At 71.1% G+C, this 21,004-nt stretch carries 21 protein-coding genes and 1 riboswitch; of the genes, 13 read left to right on the forward strand and 8 right to left on the reverse strand.

What is annotated here, in order from left to right; genetic code table 11:
* Positions 1-239 precede the first annotated feature (239 nt).
* Complete coding sequence (locus tag IE180_RS01290; RefSeq protein WP_190154849.1) at positions 240-830, forward strand: N-acetylmuramoyl-L-alanine amidase; 591 nt, start codon at positions 240-242, stop codon at positions 828-830.
* Between the two features lie 99 nt (positions 831-929).
* Positions 930-1,877, forward strand: coding sequence for a 1-aminocyclopropane-1-carboxylate deaminase/D-cysteine desulfhydrase (locus tag IE180_RS01295; RefSeq protein ID WP_190154850.1), 948 nt, complete (start codon positions 930-932; stop codon positions 1,875-1,877).
* Here IE180_RS01295 and IE180_RS01300 read toward each other — a convergent pair.
* On the reverse strand, positions 1,874-3,469 hold the full coding sequence (locus tag IE180_RS01300; protein ID WP_190154851.1) for a Na+/H+ antiporter: 1,596 nt from the start codon (positions 3,467-3,469) through the stop codon (positions 1,874-1,876). The genes IE180_RS01295 and IE180_RS01300 overlap by 4 nt on opposite strands.
* A 40-nt stretch (positions 3,470-3,509) precedes the next feature.
* Here IE180_RS01300 and IE180_RS01305 point away from each other — a divergent pair, with 40 nt between their 5' ends.
* The 3 genes from IE180_RS01305 to IE180_RS01315 all read left to right on the forward strand — a co-directional run bounded on the left by IE180_RS01305 (position 3,510) and on the right by IE180_RS01315 (position 5,463).
* Positions 3,510-3,770 carry a UBP-type zinc finger domain-containing protein gene (locus tag IE180_RS01305; protein ID WP_190154852.1) on the forward strand — a complete coding sequence of 87 codons (261 nt, stop codon included), beginning with the start codon at positions 3,510-3,512 and terminating at the stop codon, positions 3,768-3,770.
* Positions 3,771-4,042: 272 nt separating this feature from the next.
* Entirely contained in the window at positions 4,043-4,456 is a 414-nt protein-coding gene (locus tag IE180_RS01310) for an ATP-binding protein (protein ID WP_030688746.1), read from the forward strand.
* Positions 4,453-5,463: an RNA polymerase sigma factor SigF gene (locus IE180_RS01315; protein WP_190154853.1), complete on the forward strand. Its 1,011-nt coding sequence runs from the start codon at positions 4,453-4,455 to the stop codon at positions 5,461-5,463. Before IE180_RS01310 ends, IE180_RS01315 begins: the two co-directional genes overlap by 4 nt.
* A gap of 6 nt (positions 5,464-5,469) precedes the next feature.
* Here the strand turns inward: IE180_RS01315 and IE180_RS01320 are convergent, their stop codons facing one another.
* Positions 5,470-5,892, reverse strand: coding sequence for a hypothetical protein (locus tag IE180_RS01320; RefSeq protein WP_190154854.1), 423 nt, complete (start codon positions 5,890-5,892; stop codon positions 5,470-5,472).
* A 124-nt stretch (positions 5,893-6,016) separates the two neighbouring features.
* On the opposite strand from IE180_RS01320, the gene IE180_RS01325 reads away from it, so the two are divergent.
* Positions 6,017-6,985, forward strand: a complete 969-nt coding sequence (locus IE180_RS01325; RefSeq protein ID WP_190154855.1) for a diacylglycerol/lipid kinase family protein — start codon at positions 6,017-6,019, stop codon at positions 6,983-6,985.
* A gap of 316 nt (positions 6,986-7,301) precedes the next feature.
* Positions 7,302-7,559, forward strand: coding sequence for a WhiB family transcriptional regulator (locus IE180_RS01330; RefSeq protein ID WP_003953983.1), 258 nt, complete (start codon positions 7,302-7,304; stop codon positions 7,557-7,559).
* A 151-nt stretch (positions 7,560-7,710) separates the two neighbouring features.
* Here IE180_RS01330 and IE180_RS01335 read toward each other — a convergent pair whose 3' ends face one another.
* Both IE180_RS01335 and IE180_RS01340 read right to left on the reverse strand, forming a co-directional pair.
* A complete protein-coding gene (locus tag IE180_RS01335) occupies positions 7,711-9,177 on the reverse strand; it encodes a sensor histidine kinase (protein WP_190155196.1) in 1,467 nt (488 codons plus the stop codon).
* 442 nt (positions 9,178-9,619) lie between these two features.
* The gene (locus tag IE180_RS01340; RefSeq protein ID WP_190154856.1) at positions 9,620-10,213 is read right to left on the reverse strand and encodes a TetR/AcrR family transcriptional regulator; all 594 of its coding nucleotides are present in this window, start codon (positions 10,211-10,213) and stop codon (positions 9,620-9,622) included.
* An 83-nt stretch (positions 10,214-10,296) separates the two neighbouring features.
* Between IE180_RS01340 and IE180_RS01345 the strand changes: the two genes are divergently transcribed.
* Together IE180_RS01345 and nagB are read left to right on the forward strand one after the other, a co-directional pair.
* Positions 10,297-11,061 (forward strand): SDR family oxidoreductase, encoded by a 765-nt coding sequence (locus tag IE180_RS01345; protein ID WP_190154857.1) that lies wholly within the window; start codon positions 10,297-10,299, stop codon positions 11,059-11,061.
* A gap of 322 nt (positions 11,062-11,383) precedes the next feature.
* Positions 11,384-12,169, forward strand: a complete 786-nt coding sequence (gene nagB, locus IE180_RS01350) for a glucosamine-6-phosphate deaminase (RefSeq protein ID WP_190154858.1) — start codon at positions 11,384-11,386, stop codon at positions 12,167-12,169.
* A gap of 65 nt (positions 12,170-12,234) precedes the next feature.
* On the opposite strand, the gene IE180_RS01355 is transcribed toward nagB, so the two are convergent.
* From IE180_RS01355 to IE180_RS01370, 4 genes are all read right to left on the reverse strand, one after another.
* Complete coding sequence (locus IE180_RS01355; protein WP_190154859.1) at positions 12,235-13,758, reverse strand: glycoside hydrolase family 3 protein; 1,524 nt, start codon at positions 13,756-13,758, stop codon at positions 12,235-12,237.
* A gap of 9 nt (positions 13,759-13,767) precedes the next feature.
* Positions 13,768-14,604: a carbohydrate ABC transporter permease gene (locus IE180_RS01360; protein WP_190155197.1), complete on the reverse strand. Its 837-nt coding sequence runs from the start codon at positions 14,602-14,604 to the stop codon at positions 13,768-13,770.
* A gap of 29 nt (positions 14,605-14,633) precedes the next feature.
* Positions 14,634-15,653: a carbohydrate ABC transporter permease gene (locus IE180_RS01365; RefSeq protein WP_190154860.1), complete on the reverse strand. Its 1,020-nt coding sequence runs from the start codon at positions 15,651-15,653 to the stop codon at positions 14,634-14,636.
* Between the two features lie 137 nt (positions 15,654-15,790).
* A complete protein-coding gene (locus IE180_RS01370; RefSeq protein ID WP_190154861.1) occupies positions 15,791-17,083 on the reverse strand; it encodes an extracellular solute-binding protein in 1,293 nt (430 codons plus the stop codon).
* A gap of 285 nt (positions 17,084-17,368) precedes the next feature.
* Between IE180_RS01370 and IE180_RS01375 the strand changes: the two genes are divergently transcribed.
* The 4 genes from IE180_RS01375 (at position 17,369) to IE180_RS01390 (ending at position 20,707) form a co-directional block, all read left to right on the forward strand.
* On the forward strand, positions 17,369-18,133 hold the full coding sequence (locus tag IE180_RS01375) for a GntR family transcriptional regulator (RefSeq protein ID WP_123455342.1): 765 nt from the start codon (positions 17,369-17,371) through the stop codon (positions 18,131-18,133).
* Between the two features lie 114 nt (positions 18,134-18,247).
* Complete coding sequence (locus tag IE180_RS01380; RefSeq protein ID WP_190154862.1) at positions 18,248-18,502, forward strand: DUF3311 domain-containing protein; 255 nt, start codon at positions 18,248-18,250, stop codon at positions 18,500-18,502.
* Complete coding sequence (mctP, locus tag IE180_RS01385; RefSeq protein WP_190154863.1) at positions 18,499-20,121, forward strand: monocarboxylate uptake permease MctP; 1,623 nt, start codon at positions 18,499-18,501, stop codon at positions 20,119-20,121. Before IE180_RS01380 ends, mctP begins: the two co-directional genes overlap by 4 nt.
* A gap of 85 nt (positions 20,122-20,206) precedes the next feature.
* Positions 20,207-20,707: a GNAT family N-acetyltransferase gene (locus IE180_RS01390; protein WP_190154864.1), complete on the forward strand. Its 501-nt coding sequence runs from the start codon at positions 20,207-20,209 to the stop codon at positions 20,705-20,707.
* 92 nt (positions 20,708-20,799) lie between these two features.
* Positions 20,800-20,876: riboswitch (cobalamin riboswitch) on the forward strand.
* Positions 20,877-21,004 lie beyond the last annotated feature (128 nt).

The following is a 21,004-nucleotide window of genomic DNA, read 5'->3' on the forward strand; positions in this document are numbered from 1 at the left end:
TATGACTGAGTTGCGAGAGAAGCCTTTCAGTACGGAACGTGTCGGCGCCATTACACATTCGGGTGGGACTGTTCGACGATCTTCGGGGCATGTCACACGTTTTCCATCCGAACAGCGCAGCCCCACCCGTCTCCTGACGTTCTGTCCGGATCGGCTCGCACACGGCCCGAACGGATGGCGGTGGAGCAGCGGACTCCGGTACTCCGGAAGCTCATCCCGTCCTCCGGAAGGAGTCGGTCATGGCCTCACCCATGTCGGCGAACCGGTTCCTCGGCGCGCTGCGCGACGAGGGCCTCGCGGTCGTCCAGGTCGGCGACTGGTCCACCCACAACCGCAACCACAAGGGCCCCTGGGGCCCGGTGCACGGCGTGATGATCCACCACACCGTGACCCGCGGCACCGCCCGCACCGTCCAGATCTGCCGGGACGGTTACGAGTCCCTCCCCGGCCCCCTCTGCCACGGCGTGATCGCCAAGGACGGCACGGTCCATCTCGTCGGCTACGGGCGCGCCAACCACGCGGGGCTCGGCGACGACGAGGTCCTCCGGGCGGTCATCGCCGAGCGGCGGCTGCCGCCGGACGACGAGGCCACCACGGACGGCAACCGGCACTTCTACGGCTTCGAGTGCGAGAACCTGGGCGACGGCGAGGACCCGTGGCCGAAGGTCCAGCTGGAGGCCATCGCGAAGGCGGCGGCCGCCGTCTGCCGGGTGCACGGCTGGACGCACCGCTCGGTCATCGGGCACAGGGAGTGGCAGCCGGGCAAGGTGGATCCGCGCGGGTTCACCATGGCGTCGATGCGCGAGCGGATCGCCGACCTGCTGCGCTGACCCGAGGGGGCGTGCCGCCCCGGGGGACGTCCCGTCGATCGGGCCGGGCCCGCGGGGCCCGCGCGGCGGGACGCCCGCCGGGGCGGCGAGAATGGCCGGGTGAACGCGCTCGACCCGTCCCGCCTGCGGCCCCGTCTCCCCTCGCCCCTGGAGCCGGTGGAGGACGAGCGCTTCGCCCGGCGCGGTCTCACGCTGCTGCTGAAGCGCGAGGACCTCATCCACCCCGACCTGCCGGGCAACAAGTGGCGCAAGCTCGCGCTCAACCTGCGCGAGGCGGCCGGCCGGCCCGTGCTCACCTTCGGCGGCGCGTACTCCAACCACCTGCGGGCGACGGCCGCCGCAGGCCGGCTGCTCGGCTTCCCGACGGTCGGGGTGGTGCGCGGCGACGAGCTGGCCGGGCGGCCGCTCAACCCCTCGCTCGCGCGGTGCGCGGCGGACGGGATGCACCTCGAGTTCGTGGACCGGGCCACGTACCGCGCGAAGAACGATCCGGCCACGCTCGCGGCCCTCCTGGAGCGGGCCCCCGCGGGCGCGTACGTGGTCCCGGAGGGCGGCAGCAACGTGCTCGCCGTCCACGGGTGCGTGGAGCTGGGGCGCGAGCTCGCCGGGGCGGCGGACGCGGTCGCGGTCGCCTGCGGCACGGGCGGCACCCTGGCGGGGCTCGCGGCCGGGCTCGCCCCGGGACAGCGGGCGCTGGGCGTCCCGGTCCTCAAGGGCGGCTTCCTCGGCGGGGAGGTCCGGGCCCTCCAGGAGGCGGCCTTCGGCGGGCCGCGCGGGGACTGGAGCCTGGACGAGCGTTTCCACTGCGGGGGCTACGCGCGCGTGCCTCCCGTCCTGGAGGCGTTCGCACAGGACTTCGAGGAACGGCATGGACTCGCCATCGAGCGACTGTATGTCGCCAAAATGCTGTACGGCCTGACGGCCCTCGCGGAGGAGGGCGCCTTCCCGCCGGGCACCCGGCTGGCGGCGGTGATCACGGGGGCGCCGGAGGCCGGGACGCGGGACGCCGGGGCTCCGGAGGGCGGGCCCCCCGGGGGCGCCCCCTAGTCGTCGACCTCCCGGTAGGCCGCCGCCTCCTCCAGGTCCAGGCGGCGGAGCAGGGTGCGCATCATCTCGTCGTCGATCCGGCGGGCGTCGCGCAGCTGGACGAAGACCTCGCGCTCGGCGTCGATCACCTCGCGCGAGAGGCGCCGGTAGGTGTCGTCCGCGGTCTCCCCCGTGATCTCGTTGACCGCGCCGAGCCGTTCCCACACGGCGTTGCGGCGCCGCTCCAGGACCGTGCGCAGCCGGTCGGCGAGGGGCTTCGGCAGGGTGTTGCGCTCGTCGGCGAGGAGCGCGTCGAGGCGTTCCTCGGCGGCCCGCGAGGCCTCGCTCTGGGCCTGCGCCTCGGCCAGGGTCTCCACGTACCGGTCGCGTCCGGGGAGCTTCAGGAGCCGGATCAGGGGCGGCAGGGTGAGGCCCTGCACCACGAGGGTGCCGATCACGGTGGTGAAGGTGAGGAAGAGGACGAGGTTGCGGGCCGGGAACTCCTCGCCGTCGGTGACGACGGGGATGGAGAAGGCGATGGCCAGGGAGACCACGCCGCGCATGCCGGCCCAGCCGACGACGAGCGGCGCCCGCCAGTCCACCTCGGGCTCCCGTTCCCGGACGCGCGGGGACGCCCAGCGGGGCAGGAAGGTCGCCGGGTAGACCCAGACGAACCGGACGACGACCACGGCGACGAAGACCCCGACCGCGTACCGGGCCGCCTCCCCGATCCCGTACTGACCGAGTCCCTGGACGACGTACGGCAGCTGGAGGCCGATGAGGGCGAAGACGGCGGACTCCAGGACGAAGGCGACCATCTTCCAGACGGCCTCCTCCTGGAGCCGGGTCGCGAAGTCGACCTTCCAGTTCTTGTGGCCGAGGAAGAGGCCGACCACGACGACCGCGAGCACGCCGGAGGCGCCGACCTCCTCGGCGGCGGCGTACGCGATGAACGGGATGAGCAGGGAGAGGGTGTTCTGGAGGAGGGCCTCGCGCAGGTGCGTGCGGAGCCAGTGGATCGGGACCATCAGGACCAGGCCGACGCCGATGCCGCCGATCGCGGCGAGCGCGAACTCCCCGAGGCCGCCGGCCCAGCTGACGCCCTCGCCGACGGCGGCCGCGAGGGCGACCTTGTACGCGGTGATCGCGGTGGCGTCGTTCACGAGGGACTCGCCCTGGAGGATCGTGGTGATCCGGTTCGGCAGACCGAGCCTGCGGGCGATGGCGGTGGCGGCGACCGCGTCCGGCGGGGCGATCACGGCGCCGAGCACCAGGGCGGCGGTGAGCGGCAGGTCGGGCACGAGGACGTAGGCGAGCCAGCCCACGGCCACGGTGGCGAAGAGGACGTACCCGACGGAGAGCAGCGCGACGGGCCGGAGGTTGGCCCGCAGGTCGAGGTAGGAGGATTCGACGGCCGCCGTGTAGAGGAGCGGCGGCAGGATCAGCGGGAGCACGATGTGCGGGTCGAGGGTGTAGTCGGGTACCCCCGGGACGTACGAGGCGGCGAGGCCGACCGCGACGAGCAGCAGCGGGGCGGGCACCGGGGACCGGCGGGCGAACCCGGCCACGGCGGCGCTCGCCGCCACCAGTGCCACCAGCTGTAGTGCGTCCATCTCCGACCCCGTTCCCCTGCCGCAACGTAACCTGGCCATCATGAGCGAGTGCCTCCACCTGGCCGAAATGCCGCGCCCCGAACCGGCGCCGCTGGCCGAGACGTGTCCCGAGTGCCTGACGGACGGCACGCACCCGGTCCAGTTGCGGCTCTGTCTGAGCTGCGGGCACGTGGGCTGCTGCGACTCCTCGGCGGGGCGGCACGCGACGGCCCACTTCTCCTCGACCGGGCATCCGGTGATGCGGACCTTCGAGCCGGGCGAGTCCTGGCGCTGGTGCTTCGTGGACGGTTCGATCGTCTGACGGCCGGCGCGGTCCGGTGGCCGGTACGGTCTCGCGGCCGGTGCGGTCACGGACGGTTCGATCGCCCGGACGCTGGGTACGTCACCCCTCCGCGGGTTCTCCGCGGCTGCCGGTGCGAGGGCGGGGAGACGCCGGTCTCCGGGGCTCATGGCGACACGGCAGGATGGATCGCGATAGCGTCACGGCGGACCGCGCAGGCTCCCTGCGTACCGCCCGGTCCGGGGGCCTCTCCCCCGGACCCCGAATGAGCTTGTGCCACCTTGGAGGTGAGGGTGTCCCAGATCGCAGGCGAGCCCGGGACCCAGGACTTCGTGGAAGTCCGGCTGCCCGCTGCGGGTGCCTATCTGTCCGTGCTGCGTACGGCCACGGCCGGTCTCGCGGCGCGCTTGGACTTCACCCTCGACGAGATCGAGGACTTGCGGATCGCGGTCGACGAGGCCTGCGCCATCCTGCTCCAGCAGGCCGTGCCGGGGTCCGTCCTCAGCTGTGTCTTCCGGCTGATCGACGACTCGCTCGACGTGACGGTCTCCGCCCCGACGACGGACGGCCGGGCGCCCGAGCGCGACACCTTCGCGTGGACCGTGCTGTCGGCGCTGGCCGGGAAGGTGGAGTCGTCGGTGGCCGATGACCGTACGGTCTCGATCAGCCTGTACAAACAGCGCGGCGCGGGGCCAGGCCCGGCGTGAGGAGCGGGGACGCGACGGCCGGCATCCCTGAGCAGCAGGCGCGGCCGAACAGGGTCGCTACGGAGCAGGCGGACCAGATGAGCGAGCACGAACAGCACCCCGAGGTTCCCGAGGCACCGGGAGTCTCCGAGGCCCCCGCGGGTCCCCGGGCGCCGGCCCCCGAGGAGGCCGGGACGGCCGCGGCGGCTTCGGCGGCGGAGAAGCCCGAGGACGGCGACGACGAGGGGCCGGATGCCCACGCCGTCCCGGACCCGCACGACCGGAGCGGTGCCCGTGCCCTCTTCGTCCGGCTGCGCGAGCTGCCCGAGGGCTCCCCGGAGAAGGGGGAGCTGCGCAACCGGCTGGTGCGCATGCACCTGCCGCTGGTGGAGCACCTGGCCCGGCGCTTCCGCAACCGCGGCGAGCCGCTGGACGACCTGACGCAGGTGGCGACGATCGGTCTGATCAAGTCGGTCGACCGGTTCGACCCGGAGCGCGGGGTGGAGTTCTCCACGTACGCGACGCCGACGGTCGTCGGCGAGATCAAGCGCCACTTCCGCGACAAGGGGTGGGCGGTCCGGGTGCCGCGCCGGCTCCAGGAGCTGCGGCTCTCGCTGACCACGGCGACGGCGGAGCTCTCGCAGCAGCACGGCCGTTCTCCGACGGTGCACGAGCTGGCGGAGCGGCTCGGCATCTCCGAGGAGGAGGTCCTGGAGGGGTTGGAGTCGGCCAACGCCTACTCGACGCTCTCCCTGGACGTCCCGGACACGGACGACGAGTCGCCGGCGGTGGCGGACACGCTGGGCGCGGAGGACGAGGCCCTGGAGGGGGTCGAGTACCGGGAGTCGCTCAAGCCGCTCCTGGAGGACCTGCCGCCGCGGGAGAAGCGGATCCTGCTGCTTCGTTTCTTCGGGAACATGACCCAGTCGCAGATCGCGCAGGAGGTGGGCATCTCGCAGATGCACGTCTCCCGGCTGCTCGCCCGGACGCTCGCCCAGCTGCGGGAGAAGCTCCTCGTCGAGGAGTGATCCCCGTCAGGCCTCCTGGCCGGGGCGCCGGATGCCGAGCGCCTCGGTCGTGGCCGGGTTCAGGAGGAGGACGAGGCCGGCGACGGCGAGGACGGCGACGGCGATCCCGTAGGGGATCACGCCCTCGGTCTGGAGCATCTGCCAGGCGACCGGCAGGGCGAGGACCTGGGTGATCACGGCCGGGCCGCGGCTCCAGGAGCGCATCCGCCACAGGCCGCGGGCGGCGGCGAGCGGGATCAGGCCGAGTGCGATCACGGTCACGCCGCCGGTCACCCCGCTGGTGAGGTCCCCGCCGCCGGAGCCCCCGTCGAGGAGGGTCCGCACCAGCATGTAGACGCCTCCGGCGAGGAGCCCGAGGGCCTCGACGAGGGCCACGCCCGCGGCGGCGGCCAGGCGGGTGGGGCGGGGGGTCTGCTCCGTACTGCTCATGAAGGGCAGCGTAACGGGGGCGGCCGGAGAACCGGGGCCGGACCCCGGCCGGGGGTTCCGGCGGGGGTGTCCGGGGATCGGGCCGGACTGGGCCCGATACCGCCGGGTAGGTACCCTGGCGCTCATGCGCGCACTTCTCGTGGTCAATCCGGCAGCCACCACCACCAGTGCCCGCACCCGTGACGTGTTGATCCACGCGCTGGCCAGCGAGATGAAGCTGGAGGCGGTCACCACCGAGTACCGCGGGCACGCGCGCGACCTGGGCCGGCGGGCCGCCGAGGAGGGGAACGTCGACCTGGTCGTGGCCCTCGGCGGGGACGGCACGGTGAACGAGGTCGTCAACGGACTGCTGCACGACGGGCCCGATCCGGACCGGCTGCCGGGCCTCGCGGTCGTCCCCGGCGGTTCGACCAACGTCTTCGCCCGCGCCCTGGGCCTGCCGAACGACGCCGTCGAGGCGACCGGCGCCCTGCTCGACGCGCTGCGTGAGCGGCGGACACGGACGGTGAGCCTCGGGCTCGCGTCCGGGGCGCCGGGCACCGAGGACGAGGCGGTGCCGGAGCGCTGGTTCACGTTCTGCGCCGGTCTCGGTTTCGACGCGAGCGTCATCGGCCGGGTCGAACAGCAGCGCGAGCGCGGGAAGAGGTCGACGCACGCCCTCTATCTGCGCCAGGTGGTGCGCCAGTTCCTGGGGGAGCCGAACCGCCGGCACGGCACGATCGCCCTGGAGCGCCCCGGCGCGGAGCCGGTGGAGGACCTGGTCCTCTCCATAATCTGCAACACCTCCCCCTGGACCTACCTGGGCAATCGCCCGGTGTACGCGTCCCCGGAGGCCTCCTTCGAGACCGCGCTGGACGTGCTCGGACTGCGCCGGCTCTCCACCCCGGCGGTGGCCCGTTACGGCGCCCAGCTGCTCACCTCGACCCCGGAACGGGGTCCGCGCGGCAAGCATGCCGTGTCTCTGCACGACCTGACCGACTTCACCTTGCATTCGAAGGTTCCCCTCCCTCTGCAGATGGACGGAGACCACCTCGGACTGCGTACGAGCGTGAAGTTCACAGGCGTACGCCGTGCACTGCGTGTGATTGTGTGAGTGGAAGGGCCCAAAGTCCTTTCACTCGAACGTTTAGGCGCGCATCCACCCCTTAGAAGTACGGCTGTGACCTAGCCGACACCGAGGAATCAAAAAAAACTTTCCGGAAGGGGTTGTATCCGTTGCTGGGGTTTGGGAGTCTCTTCTTGGCGATCGGGACGGCCCGCAACACCGGCCTCCACTGAGAGCCAGAACCCCTCCTCAGCAAGGACCACACCAGTTCACCTGGCAGTCGGCCCTTCCCTTGCGGAGGGATTCGTGAAAGCGTTCACATTCACAAGCAACTCGCACGTAACACCTGAGAGAGGTAGCAGCCATGGACTGGCGTCACAACGCCGTTTGTCGTGAGGAAGACCCCGAGCTGTTCTTCCCCATCGGCAACACCGGTCCTGCGCTGCTGCAGATCGAGGAAGCCAAGGCCGTCTGCCGCCGCTGCCCCGTCATGGAGCAGTGCCTGCAGTGGGCGCTCGAGTCCGGCCAGGACTCCGGCGTCTGGGGTGGCCTCAGCGAGGACGAGCGCCGCGCGATGAAGCGCCGTGCCGCTCGCAACCGGGCGCGTAACGCCAGCGCCTGAGCCACCTGCACAGCCTGAGGCACGCGGCGCGTACACCGCGTACGCAATCACCGCCCCCGAGCCGCAGCGCGCAGCAGTAACCCACAGCATTCGAGCCCCGGACCGATTCCCTTCGGTCCGGGGCTCGCTGCTGTGCGCGCCCGCACGGCCGTCACTTCTGCGGCTGCACGGGAATGTCGAGGACCACCTTCGTGCCGCGTGCGGCGCCCGGCAGCATGTCGAAGGAGCCGCCCAACTCCCCTTCCACCAGGGTCCGTACGATCTGCAGGCCGAGGTTGCCGGCCCGCTGCGGGTCGAAGCCCTCGGGCAGGCCGCAGCCGTCGTCCTGGACCGTGATCAGGATCCGGGCGTCCGTCCGCGTCTCACTCCGGACGGCGCTGACCTCGACCGTGCCCTGCTCCCCCTGCGCGAAGGCGTGTTCGAGCGCGTTCTGCAGGATCTCGGTGAGGACCATGGAGAGCGGGGTGGCGACCTCGGCGTCGAGGATGCCGAAGCGGCCGTTGCGCCGGCAGGTGACCTTGCCCGGGGAGATCTCGGCGACCATCGCGATGACCCGGTCGGCGATCTCGTCGAACTGCACCCGCTCGTCCAGGTTCTGGGACAGCGTCTCGTGCACGATGGCGATCGAACCGACGCGCCGCACGGCCTCGTTGAGGGCCTCGCGGCCCCGGACGGAGTCCATCCGGCGGGCCTGGAGGCGGAGCAGGGCGGCCACCGTCTGGAGGTTGTTCTTCACCCGGTGGTGGATCTCCCGGATGGTGGCGTCCTTGGTGATCAACTCGCGCTCGCGGCGGCGCAGTTCGGTGACGTCCCGGAGCAGGACGAGCGAACCGATCCGGGTGCCCTTGGGCTTGAGCGGGATCGCCCGCAGCTGGATCACGCCGCCGTTGCCCTCGACCTCGAACTCCCGGGGCGCGTAACCGGAGGCCAGCTTGACCAGGGCTTCGTCCACCGGGCCCCGCGAGGGGGCGAGTTCGGCGGTGATCTGGCCGAGGTCCTGGCCGACCAGGTCGGCGGCGAGGCCGAGACGGTGGTACGCGGAGAGGGCGTTCGGCGAGGCGTACTGGACGACGCCCTCGGCGTCGAGGCGGACGAGGCCGTCGCCGGCGCGCGGCGAGGAGTCCATGTCGACCTGTTCGCCGGGGAAGGGGAACGTTCCGGCGGCGATCATCTGGGCGAGGTCGGAGGCCGACTGGAGGTAGGTGAGCTCCAGCCGGGAGGGAGTGCGGACGGTCAGCAGGTTGGTGTTGCGGGCGATGACCCCGAGGACCCGGCCCTCGCGGCGCACGGGGATGGACTCGACCCGCACAGGGACCTCCTCGCGCCACTCCGGGTCGCCCTCGCGGACGATCCGGCCCTCGTCGAGGGCGGCGTCGAGCAGGGGGCGGCGGCCGCGCGGGACCAGGTGGCCGACCATGTCGTCCTGGTAGGAGGTCGGACCGGTGTTGGGGCGCATCTGGGCGACGGAGACGTACCGCGTGCCGTCGAGGGTCGGGACCCAGAGCACGAGGTCGGCGAAGGAGAGGTCGGAGAGCAGCTGCCACTCCGACACCAGCAGATGGAGCCACTCGAGGTCGGAGTCGCTCAGGGCGGTGTGCTGGCGGACGAGGTCGTTCATGGAGGGCACGGTGCGAGCGTACCCGCGGAATTACAGGGGCCGTGAACCTGGATCTCCGGGGCTCCGTGTTGGAGGATGGGCCGGGAAAGACCGTGTTCCTGTGGATGGACAGACAAGAATGGTCTAGTCCACAATGAAAAATACAGAGCCTCCATCCTCCCCGCACAGGAGGATGGAACGAGGTACCCGGCGCTCTCTGCCCTGACTGCGCCGAGACCTCCCACACGGCCGAGGGACCGCACACCCCCGGCCGGGCGACTCCGGGCTGCGGTGCCGGGCGGGCTGAGGGTCCCGCCGGGCGCCGCGGCCCGCGGGTGTTTCCGGGGCCTCCCGGCCCTGCTTCCCCGGCGGGCTCCCGGACCCCCCGGCCTGGCTTCTCCGGCGGGCTCCCGGCCCCCGGCCCGGCTTCCCCGGGCGGGCCCGCCCGGGCCGCGCGCCCCTCTCAGGCCGGCCAGGCCCGCATCGCCGCTTCCGCCACCGCCGCCAGCTCCTCCGCCGTCGCTCCGTCGCGGGCCTGCAGGGACATGCCCTGGAGGACGGCGCCGGTCAGCCGGGCCAGTGCGCGCGGGTCGGTGTCCGGCGGGAGGTCGCCCGCCTCCACGTCCTGGCGGATGCGGTTCTCGAAGGAGGCCAGATTGTCGTTCCGCCGGGCCCGCAACGCTTCCTCGACCTCCGGGGTCGAGCAGTTCACGGCCGCGGAGATCATCAGGCATCCGTGCGGATGGCCGGGCTCCGTGAAGAGCGTGGCGGCCTCGCGCAGCATGCGCCCCAGGGCGGCGCGGGCGGTCGGCTCCTCGGCGAAGGCGCGGCTGCCGTAGGCCCCGTAGCTGAGTGCGTACGCCTCGACGACCTCCTCGAACAGCGTCTTCTTGTCGCCGAAGGCCGCGTAGAGGCTGGGCGCGCTGATGCCCATGGCGCGGGTGAGGTCGGCGACGGAGGTCGTCTCGTAGCCGTGCTCCCAGAAGGCCATCGTCGCCTGCTCCAGGGCCGTGAGCCGGTCGAAGGAGCGGGGGCGGCCGCGCTGTCTCGTCACCATGGAGTGAATTCTATAGCGCCCACTACGAATCGTGGGGTACGGTCTTTGCGTAACGACCGCTACAGAAAGAGGGGGGCGTCGCCATGGGCGTGCTCGACGGAAGGCTTGCCGGGAAGACGGCACTGGTCACCGGCGGGAGCCGGGGCATCGGACGGGGGATCGCCGAGCGGCTCGGCCGCGAGGGCGCGCGGGTCGCGGTGCACTACGGGACGAACGAGACGGCGGCGAAGGAGACGGTCGCCGCGATCGAGGAGGCCGGCGGCTCCGCCTTCGCCCTGGGCCAGGAGCTGGGGGTGCCGGGGGACGCGGCGGCGCTCTGGCGGGCCTTCGACGCCCGGGCGGACGGCCTGGACATCCTGGTGAACAACGCGGGGATCGGAGCCTCGCAGCCGTTCGCGACGATCGGCGAGGAGGAGTACGACCGGATCTTCGCGATCAACGCGAAGGCGCCCTTCTTCCTGGCACAGCTGGGGGCGGAGCGGCTGCGGGACGGCGGCCGGATCATCAACGTCTCGACGGGCCTGAGCCGGGCGGCCGCCATGCCGGACCTGATCGCGTACGCGATGTCGAAGGGCGCGCTCGACGTCTTCACCCGCTACCTGTCGAAGGTCCTCGGCCCGCGCGGGATCACGGTCAACGCGGTGGCGCCGGGAATCGTGGACACGGACATCAACGCCGGGTGGCTGCGGGGGAACGAGGAGGCCTGGGCGGGGGCGGCGGCGATGGCGACGCTGGGCGCGGTCGGGACGCCGCCGGAGATAGCGGACGTGGTGGCCTTCCTGGCCTCCGACGACGCGCGTTGGGTGACGGGCGACTGGATCGACGCGACGGGAGGCTCGCTGGCCTGACGGGCGGACAGGACGGAAGGCGGCGGAGCGGGGGTTCGCCGGCCTGACGAGCGGGGCGGAACCGCCGGTCCACCGGTCCGGCGGGCGGGGGCGGAACCGGGGATCCGCCGGTCCGGCGGGCGGGGGCGGAGCCGGGGATCCGCCGATCGGACGGACGGGGTTCGAGTGGCTGGTGGGGCGGGTGCGGTCGACGATGGAGGCGGTGCCGTCCGCGGGGCGGAACGGCATGAGGGGAAGGCCTTCCCTCTGCTAGATTTGGACCTAGATTGGTCTATACCACACGGTCCTTTCAGCAGCCCCTCACCAGATCGGCAGGCACAGCGTGGAAGTTGTCATCGTCAAGGACGCCAAGGCCGGCGGCGAGCTCATCGCGGACGGCATCGCCGACCTCCTGCGCCGCAAGCCCGACGCGCTGCTCGGCGTGGCCACGGGGTCGACTCCGATCCCGATCTACGACGCCCTGGTCGCCCGGGTCTCCGCCGGTGCCGTGGACGCCTCCCGGGCGCGGATCGCCCAGCTGGACGAGTACGTCGGCCTGCCCGCGGGGCACCCGGAGTCGTACCGCTCCACCGTGCTCCGCCAGGTCGTCGAGCCGCTCGGGCTCTCCCCGGAGGCCTTCATGGGCCCCGACGGCTCCGCCGAGGACGTCCAGGCGGCCTGCGAGGCCTACGACAGGGCGCTGGCCGAGGCCGGCGGCGTGGACCTGCAGATCCTCGGCATCGGCACCGACGGGCACATCGGCTTCAACGAGCCGTGTTCCTCGCTCGCCTCCCGCACCCGCATCAAGACGCTCACCGAGCAGACCCGCGTGGACAACGCCCGCTTCTTCGACGACGACATCGAGCAGGTGCCGCACCACGTCATCACCCAGGGCATCGGCACCATCCTGGAGGCCCGTCACCTGGTGCTGCTCGCCACCGGCGAGGGCAAGGCCGAGGCCGTGGCGCAGACCGTCGAGGGCCCCGTGGCGGCGCTCGTGCCGGCCTCCGCGCTGCAGCTGCACCCGCACGCCACGATCGTCGTGGACGAGGCCGCCGCCTCCGAGCTGAAGCTCGCGGACTACTTCCGCCACACCTTCGCGAACAAGCCCGCCTGGCAGGGCATCTAGGACCCGTACGGAGGGGGGCCCGGTACCTGTCCGGGTACCGGGCTCCCCTCCGTACGTCCGAACCGTCAGGCGCCGGTTCCGACGACCGCCTCCGCGGCCGCGCGGCCGCAGACCCGGGCGGCGCCGTGCGTGGCGATGTGCAGGGCCCCGCGGGGCTCCGCCTCGTCGAGGCCCATCTCGACCACGACGGTGTCGGGGCGGGCCGCGAGGAGACCGTCCAGGGCCCGGGTCATCCACGGGTGCCGGTGGGCGTCCCGCACGACCGCCACGATCCGCCGCTCCCCCGCGGCGGCCAGGACCGCGTCCACGGACGACTCGCCGTACGAGCCGCTCTCCGTGCCGGGCAGCAGGCGCTCCAGCTCGGCCGCGACGCCCCAGGGCGTCTCGTCGCCGACCGCGAAGTTGGCGACCGGGGTGAAGGAGGCCACGTAGGGAGCGTCGGCCATCGGCGTGTGCGGCCGCTCCCCCCGGGTCACCTTCAGGGCCCTGCGGGCCGCGACGAGTCCGATGTCGGCGCCGGGCGCGGTCCCCTCCTGCACTGCCGCGCCCGGCACCGACCCAGCCCCCCTGGCCCGGTGCGCCTGGGTCCAGGCCGCCAGGGCGCGCACGCGCGCCGCGGCGTCGGCCAGCCGCTCCTCGGGCAGTTCACCGGTCCGTACCGCGTCGACGAGGGCGTCCCTCAGCCGCAGCACGGTGTCCTCGTCGCACAGCCCGCCGCCGACGCAGATGGCGTCGGCGCCCGCGGCGATCGCGAGGACGGATCCGCGCTCGATGCCGTACGTCGCCGAGACGGCCCGCATCTCCATGCCGTCGGTGACGATCAGCCCCTCGAAGCCCAGCTCCTGGCGCAGCAGACCGGTGAGGATCTGCGGGCTCAGGGTGGCCGGACGGTGGGGGTCGAGCGCGGAGAGCAGGATATGCGCGCTCATGACCGCTTTGGTACCCGCGGCGACGGCCGCGCGGAAAGGCACCAGCTCACGGGCGTGCAGTGTGGCGAGGTCCACATCGATCCGGGGCAGCGCGTCGTGCGAATCGACGTTGGTGTCGCCGTGTCCGGGGAAGTGCTTCGTGCAGGCCGCGACCCCGACGCCCTGGAGGCCGTCGACGTACGCCACGGTGTGCCGGGCGACCAGGTCCGGGTCCGGTCCGAAGGAGCGGACGCCGATGACCGGGTTCTCGGCGTTGGAGTTGACGTCCGCCGAGGGCGCCCAGTTCAGGTCGACGCCGCACTCGACGAGCCGGCGGCCCAGCTCGCGGGCGACGGCCCGGGTGAGCTCGACGTCGTCGACGCTGCCCAGCGCGTAGTTGCCGGGGAAGGACGAGCCCTGCTTGACCTCCAGGCGGGTGACGTCCCCGCCCTCCTCGTCGATGGCGACGAGGACGTCGTCCCGCTCGGCGCGCAGCCGCGCGGTGAGCGCGGCGAGCTGCTCGGGGTCGGCGATGTTCCGGCCGAAGAGTCCGACCGAGGAGAGGCCCTCGCCGATGCGGCGGAGCAGCCAGTCGGGGGCGGTGGTGCCGGCGAAGCCGGGCTGGAGGACCGTGAGCGCGTCACGGGTCAGGGTGTCCGAGCCGCGTACGAGTGTGGTCATGGGGAGCCGTTATCCCTTCACCGCGCCGGCGGTCATGCCGCCGACGGCCTTGCGCTGGAGGAAGAGGAACACGATGAGCACGGGGAGGGCGAAGAGGGTGGAGGCGGCCATGGTGGCGCCCCAGTCGCTGCCGAAGGCGGTCTGGAACTGGGTCAGCCAGAGCGTCAGGGTCTGCGACTCCTTCTCCTTGTTCAGCATGAGGATCATGGCGAACTCGTTCCAGGCGGTGATGAAGCCGAAGAGCGAGGTCGACATCAGTCCGGGCGCGAGCAGCGGGAAGATCACCTTGCGGAAGGCCTGGCCGCGGGTGCAGCCGTCGATCTGCGCGGCCTCCTCCAGTTCGACCGGGACGGCGGCGATGAAGCCGCGCAGGGTCCAGATCGTGAAGGGGAGGACCATGACGAAGTAGATGAGCGTGAGCATCGGGATGCTGTTGAGCAGGTCGTTCTCGCGGGAGATCATGTACATCGCGATGACCATGACCTCCCAGGGGGCCATCTGAGCCATCATCACGACGAGGACGATGCCCTTGCGTCCCCTGAACTTGAGGCGGGCGATCGCGAAGCTCGCGGCCAGGGCGACGACCAGGGCAAGCAGGACGGCGCCGAGGGTGACCGTGAGGCTGTTGGTGACGTACGTCCAGAAGAGATCGACGCCGGTCGCGGTCCTGTAGTTCTCGAAGGTCGGCGTGAAGACGAAGACCGGGTCCTTGGTCATGATCTCGTGCTGCGGCTTCAGCGAGGACGAGAACATCCAGTAGACCGGGAAGACGAACACGGCCGCGAGGACGAGGGCGCCGAGGTTCTTGGCGACCGCGGCGACGGTGAGCGGCTTCCTGGTGCGCAGCTTCTGCGGAGTCGGGGTGGCGGCGGCGCTCACAGCTCCTCCTCCTTCAGGATCAGGCGGAAGTAGAAGGACAGGACCGCGATGAGCATCACGATCGTCAGGACGGAGATGGCGGCGGCGACGCCGTAGTGGAACTGGCCGACGCCCTCGATGTAGGCGAAGACGGGGAGCGTCTCCGAACCGCGGTCGGGTCCGCCCAGGTTCATGGCGTAGACCTGCGCGAACGCCTTGAAGATCCAGATGATCTCCAGGAACGTGGTGATCATGAAGAAGGACCGGAGGTTCGGGAAGACCACGGCCCAGAAGGTGCGCCAGCCGCTCGCGCCGTCCATCTTCGCGGCCTCGTACAGCTCGGAGCCGATGGTGGTCAGGCCGGCGTACATGTTGAGGGCGACGAAGGGGACGGAGCCCCAGACGAGCAGGATCAGGACGATGACCAGGGTGGAGAAGCCGGTCTCGAACCAGTTGTGCTGGTCGTAGCCGGAGAGGCCCAGCGTGCGCATCAGCCAGTTCACGACGCCGAACTGCTCGTCGAAGAGCCAGCGGAAGACCGTGACGGAGGCGACGATCGGCATGGCCCAGGCGAACATCAGGGCCAGCGAGAGGAGCAGGCGCATCTTCTTGCCGAGGCGGTTGAGCAGCAGGCCGATGCCCGTGCCGATCGCCATGATGAGGGCGACGTTGACGGCGGTGAAGACGACGCTGCGGACGACGACGGTCCAGAAGTCGGTGTCACCGAGGAGCCCGGTGTAGTTGTCGAAGCCGGTCCAGATCGTCTCGCGGGTGATGAACTCCTTCCGGTTGAGCTGCTGGAAGGAGAGGATCACGTTGCGGATCAGCGGGTAGAGCAGCAGCACCGCCATGGACAACAGGGCCGGCGCGACGAGCAGATAGGGCAGCACCCCGCTGGGCAGGGAGCGTCTGCCGCGTGGAGGCTGAAGGACTTCCTTCGGGCCCGAAGAGGGTGGCGGAGTCTGCGACTTCCCTGCCGCCCTCCCGGGCGCGTCCTGGGGACCGGCGGTCGCCGTCCCCTGGGAGTCCACGGTCATGGTCTTATTCCTCGCGGTTCTGGGGCTCCCGCGCCCACCGGGGCACGGCCCGGGGGAGCGGGCCGCTGATCACTGCATCGCTGCGACGCGCCGGTGGTGCGGCCGGTGCGAACCGGCCGCACCACCGGGGCTACGGATTACTGCTGGTTGATGCGCTCGTCGATGACCTTGTCGGCCGCCTCGCCGGCCTTCTTGGCGTCCTCGCCCTTCAGGACCTTGGTCATGTAGTCCTTGATCGGGTTCGGGGCGGTCTCGACGTTCGCCCAGCCCGGGGTGACCGGGGTGACCTTGCCGGAGGCGGAGGAGGCCGCCATGGCCTCGGCGAAGGAGCCCGCGGCGGGCTTGAACTGCGCGGAGTCGGTGTTGGGAAGCAGCGCGCCCTCGGTGGCGGCGGCGTACTTCGTCATGAACTCCTTGCCGGCGGCGAGGGCCAGCCACTCCTTCGCGAGGTCCTTGTTCTTGGAGCGCTCGGCGACGGCGAGGTTCGAGCCGCCGAGGAAGACGGAGCCCGGCTTGTCGGCGGTCTTGCCCGGGATCGGGAAGTAGCCGAAGTCGGCGGTCTTCCCGGCCTTCTTCATGGCGTCGATCGCGCCGCCGGCCTCCCAGCCGAGACCGATCCAGGACGACACGCCGCCCTTGGGGATGACGTCGGTGGACTGCTGGGGGGTGGCCTCGTCCTTGTCCTTCGGAGCGGTCGAGTAGGACGCCAGCTCCTTGTAGAAGTTCATGGCGCTGACGGCCTCGGGGGAGGACAGGTTGCCCTTCCACTTGTCGCCGTCCTTGACCGCCAGGTCGCTGCCCTCGTCCCAGATGAGGCCGGCGAGGACGTACCAGGACTGGCCCGGCAGGTAGATGGCCTGCGACTTGGGGTCGGACGCCTTGAGCTTCTTCAGGCCGGCGATCCACTCGGCGCGGGTCTTCGGCGGGGTGACGCCGGCCTTCTTGAAGGCGGCCTTGTCGTAGACGACGACGCGGTTGGCGGCGTACCAGGGGGCGGAGTAGAGCTTGCCGTCCAGCTCGTTGGAGGCGACCATGCCCTTGTTCCAGGCGTCGTAGCCGAGCTTGGCCTTGTCGCCGGAGAGGTCGGCGAGGCCGCCGGTGACCGCGTAGCCGGCGGTCTGCGTGTTGCCGAGCTCCAGGACGTCCGGCGGGGTGTCCTCGGAGAGGGCGGTGGTGACCTTCTCCTGGATGCCGTTCCAGATCTGCTTCTCGACCTTGACCTTGACGCCCGGGTGCTTGGCCTCGAAGGCCTTGTTCACCTCGGCCATCCAGGCGTCCGGCGCGGACCCGTCCATGACCCAGACGGTCAGGGTCTTGTCGCCCCCGGCCGCCTTGCCGCCGTCCTTGCCGCCGTCGCTCTCCGAACCACACGCCGCGATGGAGACCATCATGCCCGCGACGCCGATCGCCGCGATGAGCTTGCGCTTCACGCCACCCTCCTCAGGGATGCCTGCAACCCCTGCCCACCGCGCGAAGACATACGTCAGGTAGTGCTCGTGGGGCTGGGACCTGGTCTTTAATGGTTTAGACCAGTACCGGGAGCTTGGCCTAGACCTTTAGGGGTGTCAAGGGTGTATAAGAAGGGCAGTCGCGTCCGTTATCGGACCGACACCTGAGGGAGGGCGACGACCCGTGACCGGTCCGTGCCACCATGTGAGCCGCGACAGACGGAGGAGCCGGTGACGGCAGCAGCACAGGACTCGGGAAGGCAGGCCATGGCCACGGACGCGGGCAGCACGGAGACAGAGAGCGGGACGCCGACCCGCACCGCGCGCGTGCCCAAGTACTACCGCCTGAAGCGGCACCTGCTCGACATGACGGAGACCCTGCCGCCCGGCACCCCGGTCCCGCCGGAGCGCACGCTCGCCGCCGAGTTCGACACCTCGCGCACCACCGTGCGCCAGGCCCTCCAGGAACTGGTCGTCGAGGGCCGTCTCGAACGCATCCAGGGCAAGGGCACCTTCGTGGCCAAGCCCAAGGTCTCGCAGGCCCTGCAACTCACCTCCTACACGGAGGACATGCGCGCCCAGGGCCTGGAGCCCACCTCGCAGCTCCTCGACATCGGGTACGTCACGGCCGACGACACCCTCGCCGGACTCCTGGACATCTCGGCCGGCGGCCGGGTGCTCCGCATCGAGCGCCTGCGCCTCGCGAGCGGCGAACCGATGGCGATCGAGACCACCCACCTGTCGGCGAAGCGCTTCCCCGCGCTGCGCCGCTCGCTGGTGAAGTACACCTCGCTCTACACGGCGCTCGCCGAGGTCTACGACGTGCACCTCGCCGAGGCCGAGGAGACCATCGAGACCTCCCTCGCCACCCCGCGCGAGGCCGGACTGCTCGGCACGGACGTGGGCCTGCCGATGCTGATGCTCTCCCGTCACTCGCTGGACGCCCAGGGCGAACCGGTGGAATGGGTGCGGTCCGTCTACCGCGGCGACCGGTACAAGTTCGTGGCGCGCCTCCAGCGCCCCAACGGCTGAGCAGCGCCCGCGACCGACGGTCGATCCGTTATACGGACAGGGGTTCCTAACAGCGAGACCGTCCCCTAGATTTCCTCGGCATCACGAGGTGATCAGTGAGGGGACGGTCTCGCCATGTCAGAACCGACACAAGGGAAACAACCGGTCATCACACCGGTGAGAGTGGTGATCGCGCTCTGCCTTTTCGCGCCGTTCGTCGCGATGCTCTGGGTGAGCTCCTACGCGAAGGTGGATCCGGCCTTCGCCGGCGTCCCCTTCTTCTACTGGTACCAGATGCTCTGGGTCGTGATCTCGACCGCCCTGACCATGCTCGCGTACCAGCTCTGGAAGCGCGACCAGCGCGCCCGCAAGGGAGGTGACGCGCGATGAAGGACGGCGTGAACGGCGTGGCGCTCGGCGTCTTCGTCTTCTTCTTCCTGGCCGTCACGGTCATGGGCTTCCTGGCCGCGCGCTGGCGCAAGGCCGAGAACGAGCACAGCCTCGACGAGTGGGGCCTGGGCGGACGGTCGTTCGGCACCTGGGTCACCTGGTTCCTGCTCGGCGGCGACCTCTACACGGCGTACACCTTCGTCGCCGTCCCCGCCGCCATCTACGCGGCGGGCGCGGCCGGCTTCTTCGCCGTCCCGTACACGATCCTGGTGTACCCGCTGATCTTCACCTTCCTGCCGCGCCTCTGGTCGGTCTCGCACAAGCACGGATACGTCACCACCTCCGACTTCGTGCGCGGCCGTTTCGGCTCCAAGGGCCTGTCGCTCGCGGTGGCGGTCACCGGCATCCTCGCCACCATGCCGTACATCGCGCTCCAGCTCGTCGGCATCCAGGCCGTCCTGGACGTGATGGGCGTCGGCGGCGGCGAGACCACCCACTGGTTCGTCAAGGACCTGCCGCTGCTGATCGCCTTCGGCGTGCTGGCCGCGTACACGTACTCCTCCGGCCTGCGCGCCCCGGCGCTCATCGCCTTCGTCAAGGACACGCTGATCTACATCGTCATCGCGGTGGCGATCATCTACATCCCGATCAAGCTCGGCGGCTTCGACGAGATCTTCGCCAAGGCGGGCGAGGCCTTCGCGCAGACCAACCCGGCCACCGGCAAGCCGCGCGGCGCGCTCGCCCCCGGCGAGGCCGGCCAGTGGACGTACGCGACGCTCGCGCTCGGCTCGGCCCTGGCGCTCTTCATGTACCCGCACTCCATCACGGCGACGCTGTCGTCCCGGAGCCGGAACGTCATCCGCCGCAACACCACGATCCTGCCGCTGTACTCGCTGATGCTGGGTCTGCTCGCGCTGCTCGGCTTCATGGCGATCGCCGCCGGCATCAAGGTCAAGAACGGCCAGCTCGCCATCCCGCAGCTCTTCGAGACCATGTTCCCGGACTGGTTCGCGGGCGTCGCGTTCGCCGCGATCGGCATCGGCGCGCTCGTCCCGGCCGCGATCATGTCGATCGCCGCGGCCAACCTCTTCACCCGCAACATCTACAAGGACTTCATCAAGAAGGACGCCACCCCGGCCCAGGAGACCAAGGTCTCCAAGCTGGTCTCCCTCCTGGTGAAGGTCGGCGCGCTCGTCTTCGTCCTCACCATGGACAAGACGGTCGCCATCAACTTCCAGCTGCTCGGCGGCATCTGGATCCTGCAGACCTTCCCGGCGCTCGTCGGCGGTCTGTTCACCCGCTGGTTCCACCGCTGGGCGCTGCTCGCCGGCTGGGCCGTCGGCATGGTCTACGGCACGGCCGCCGCCTACGGCGTCGCCAGCCCGACGCAGAAGCACTTCGGCGGCTCGGCCGCCGAGATCCCCGGCATCGGCGAGATCGGCTACATCGGTCTCACCGCCTTCGTCCTCAACGTCCTCGTCACGGTCGTCCTGACCTTCGTCCTCAAGGCCGTCAAGGCCCCCGAGGGCATCGACGAGACCTCCCCGGAGGACTACACGGCCGACGCCGGCGACCCGGGGGTCAAGGACCTCCCGCCGGTCGGCGCCGAAGCGCACTGACCGCGGCACGCCCCGTGGGGGCCCGGGACCTCGCCATGAGGTCCCGGGCCCCTCGCGCATGACCGCGCACGGCAGACTGGGGCGCATGGACTTCACGATCAGGGCGGTACGGCCCGAGGAGCACGAGGAGCTCGGTGACCTCACCGGGCTGACCTACCTGAACGACGGTCTGTTGCTGCACGGCGAGGACGACTTCTACCTGGACGTGCTGAAGGACACCGCCCGGCGGGCGCGCGAGAGCGAGGTGCTCGTCGCCGTCGACGCGGACGACGCCGTCGTCGGCGGGGTGACCTTCGCGGAGGGCGGCACCGCCTGGGCGGACATCGCCGTCCCCGGCGAGGCCGAGTTCCGGATGCTCGTCGTCGCGCCGGCAACCCGCGGCAGGGGCGTCGGAGAAGCCCTCGTACGCGCCTGTGTGGACCGGGCACGGGCCCTCACCGGCTGCGCGCGGCTCGTGCTCTCCACGGACGCCAAGATGGCCTCGGCGCACCGGATCTACGAGCGGTTGGGCTTCGCCCGCACCCCCGAACGGGACTGGGAGCCGGTCCCCGGCCACGTGCTGCGGACGTACGCCCTGGAGCTGTAGCCCCGGAGCCGACACACCATACCGACACAACATGTGGGGGGTGCCACGAGCGGCGCCCCCCACATGTATGCTCGTCCTCGCTGTCGACGCAGGGGAATCCGGCGCGAATCCGGAACTGTCCCGCAACGGTGTGCTTCGTGCGTTTTCGTACGCGGTGAGTCCGAAGACCTTCCGGCAGCGCGCCCGGTCCGTCCGGTCCGGGTGCCACAGACGTCCGGGCCTCGCGGAGTGGGTTGGTGGACGCGGCGCGCCCGCACGTACGGGTGCCCGCCTGCCCGCCTCCCGCCCGCGCGCCCC

The organism is Streptomyces litmocidini (assembly GCF_014649755.1).
Lineage (GTDB): Bacteria > Actinomycetota > Actinomycetes > Streptomycetales > Streptomycetaceae > Streptomyces > Streptomyces litmocidini.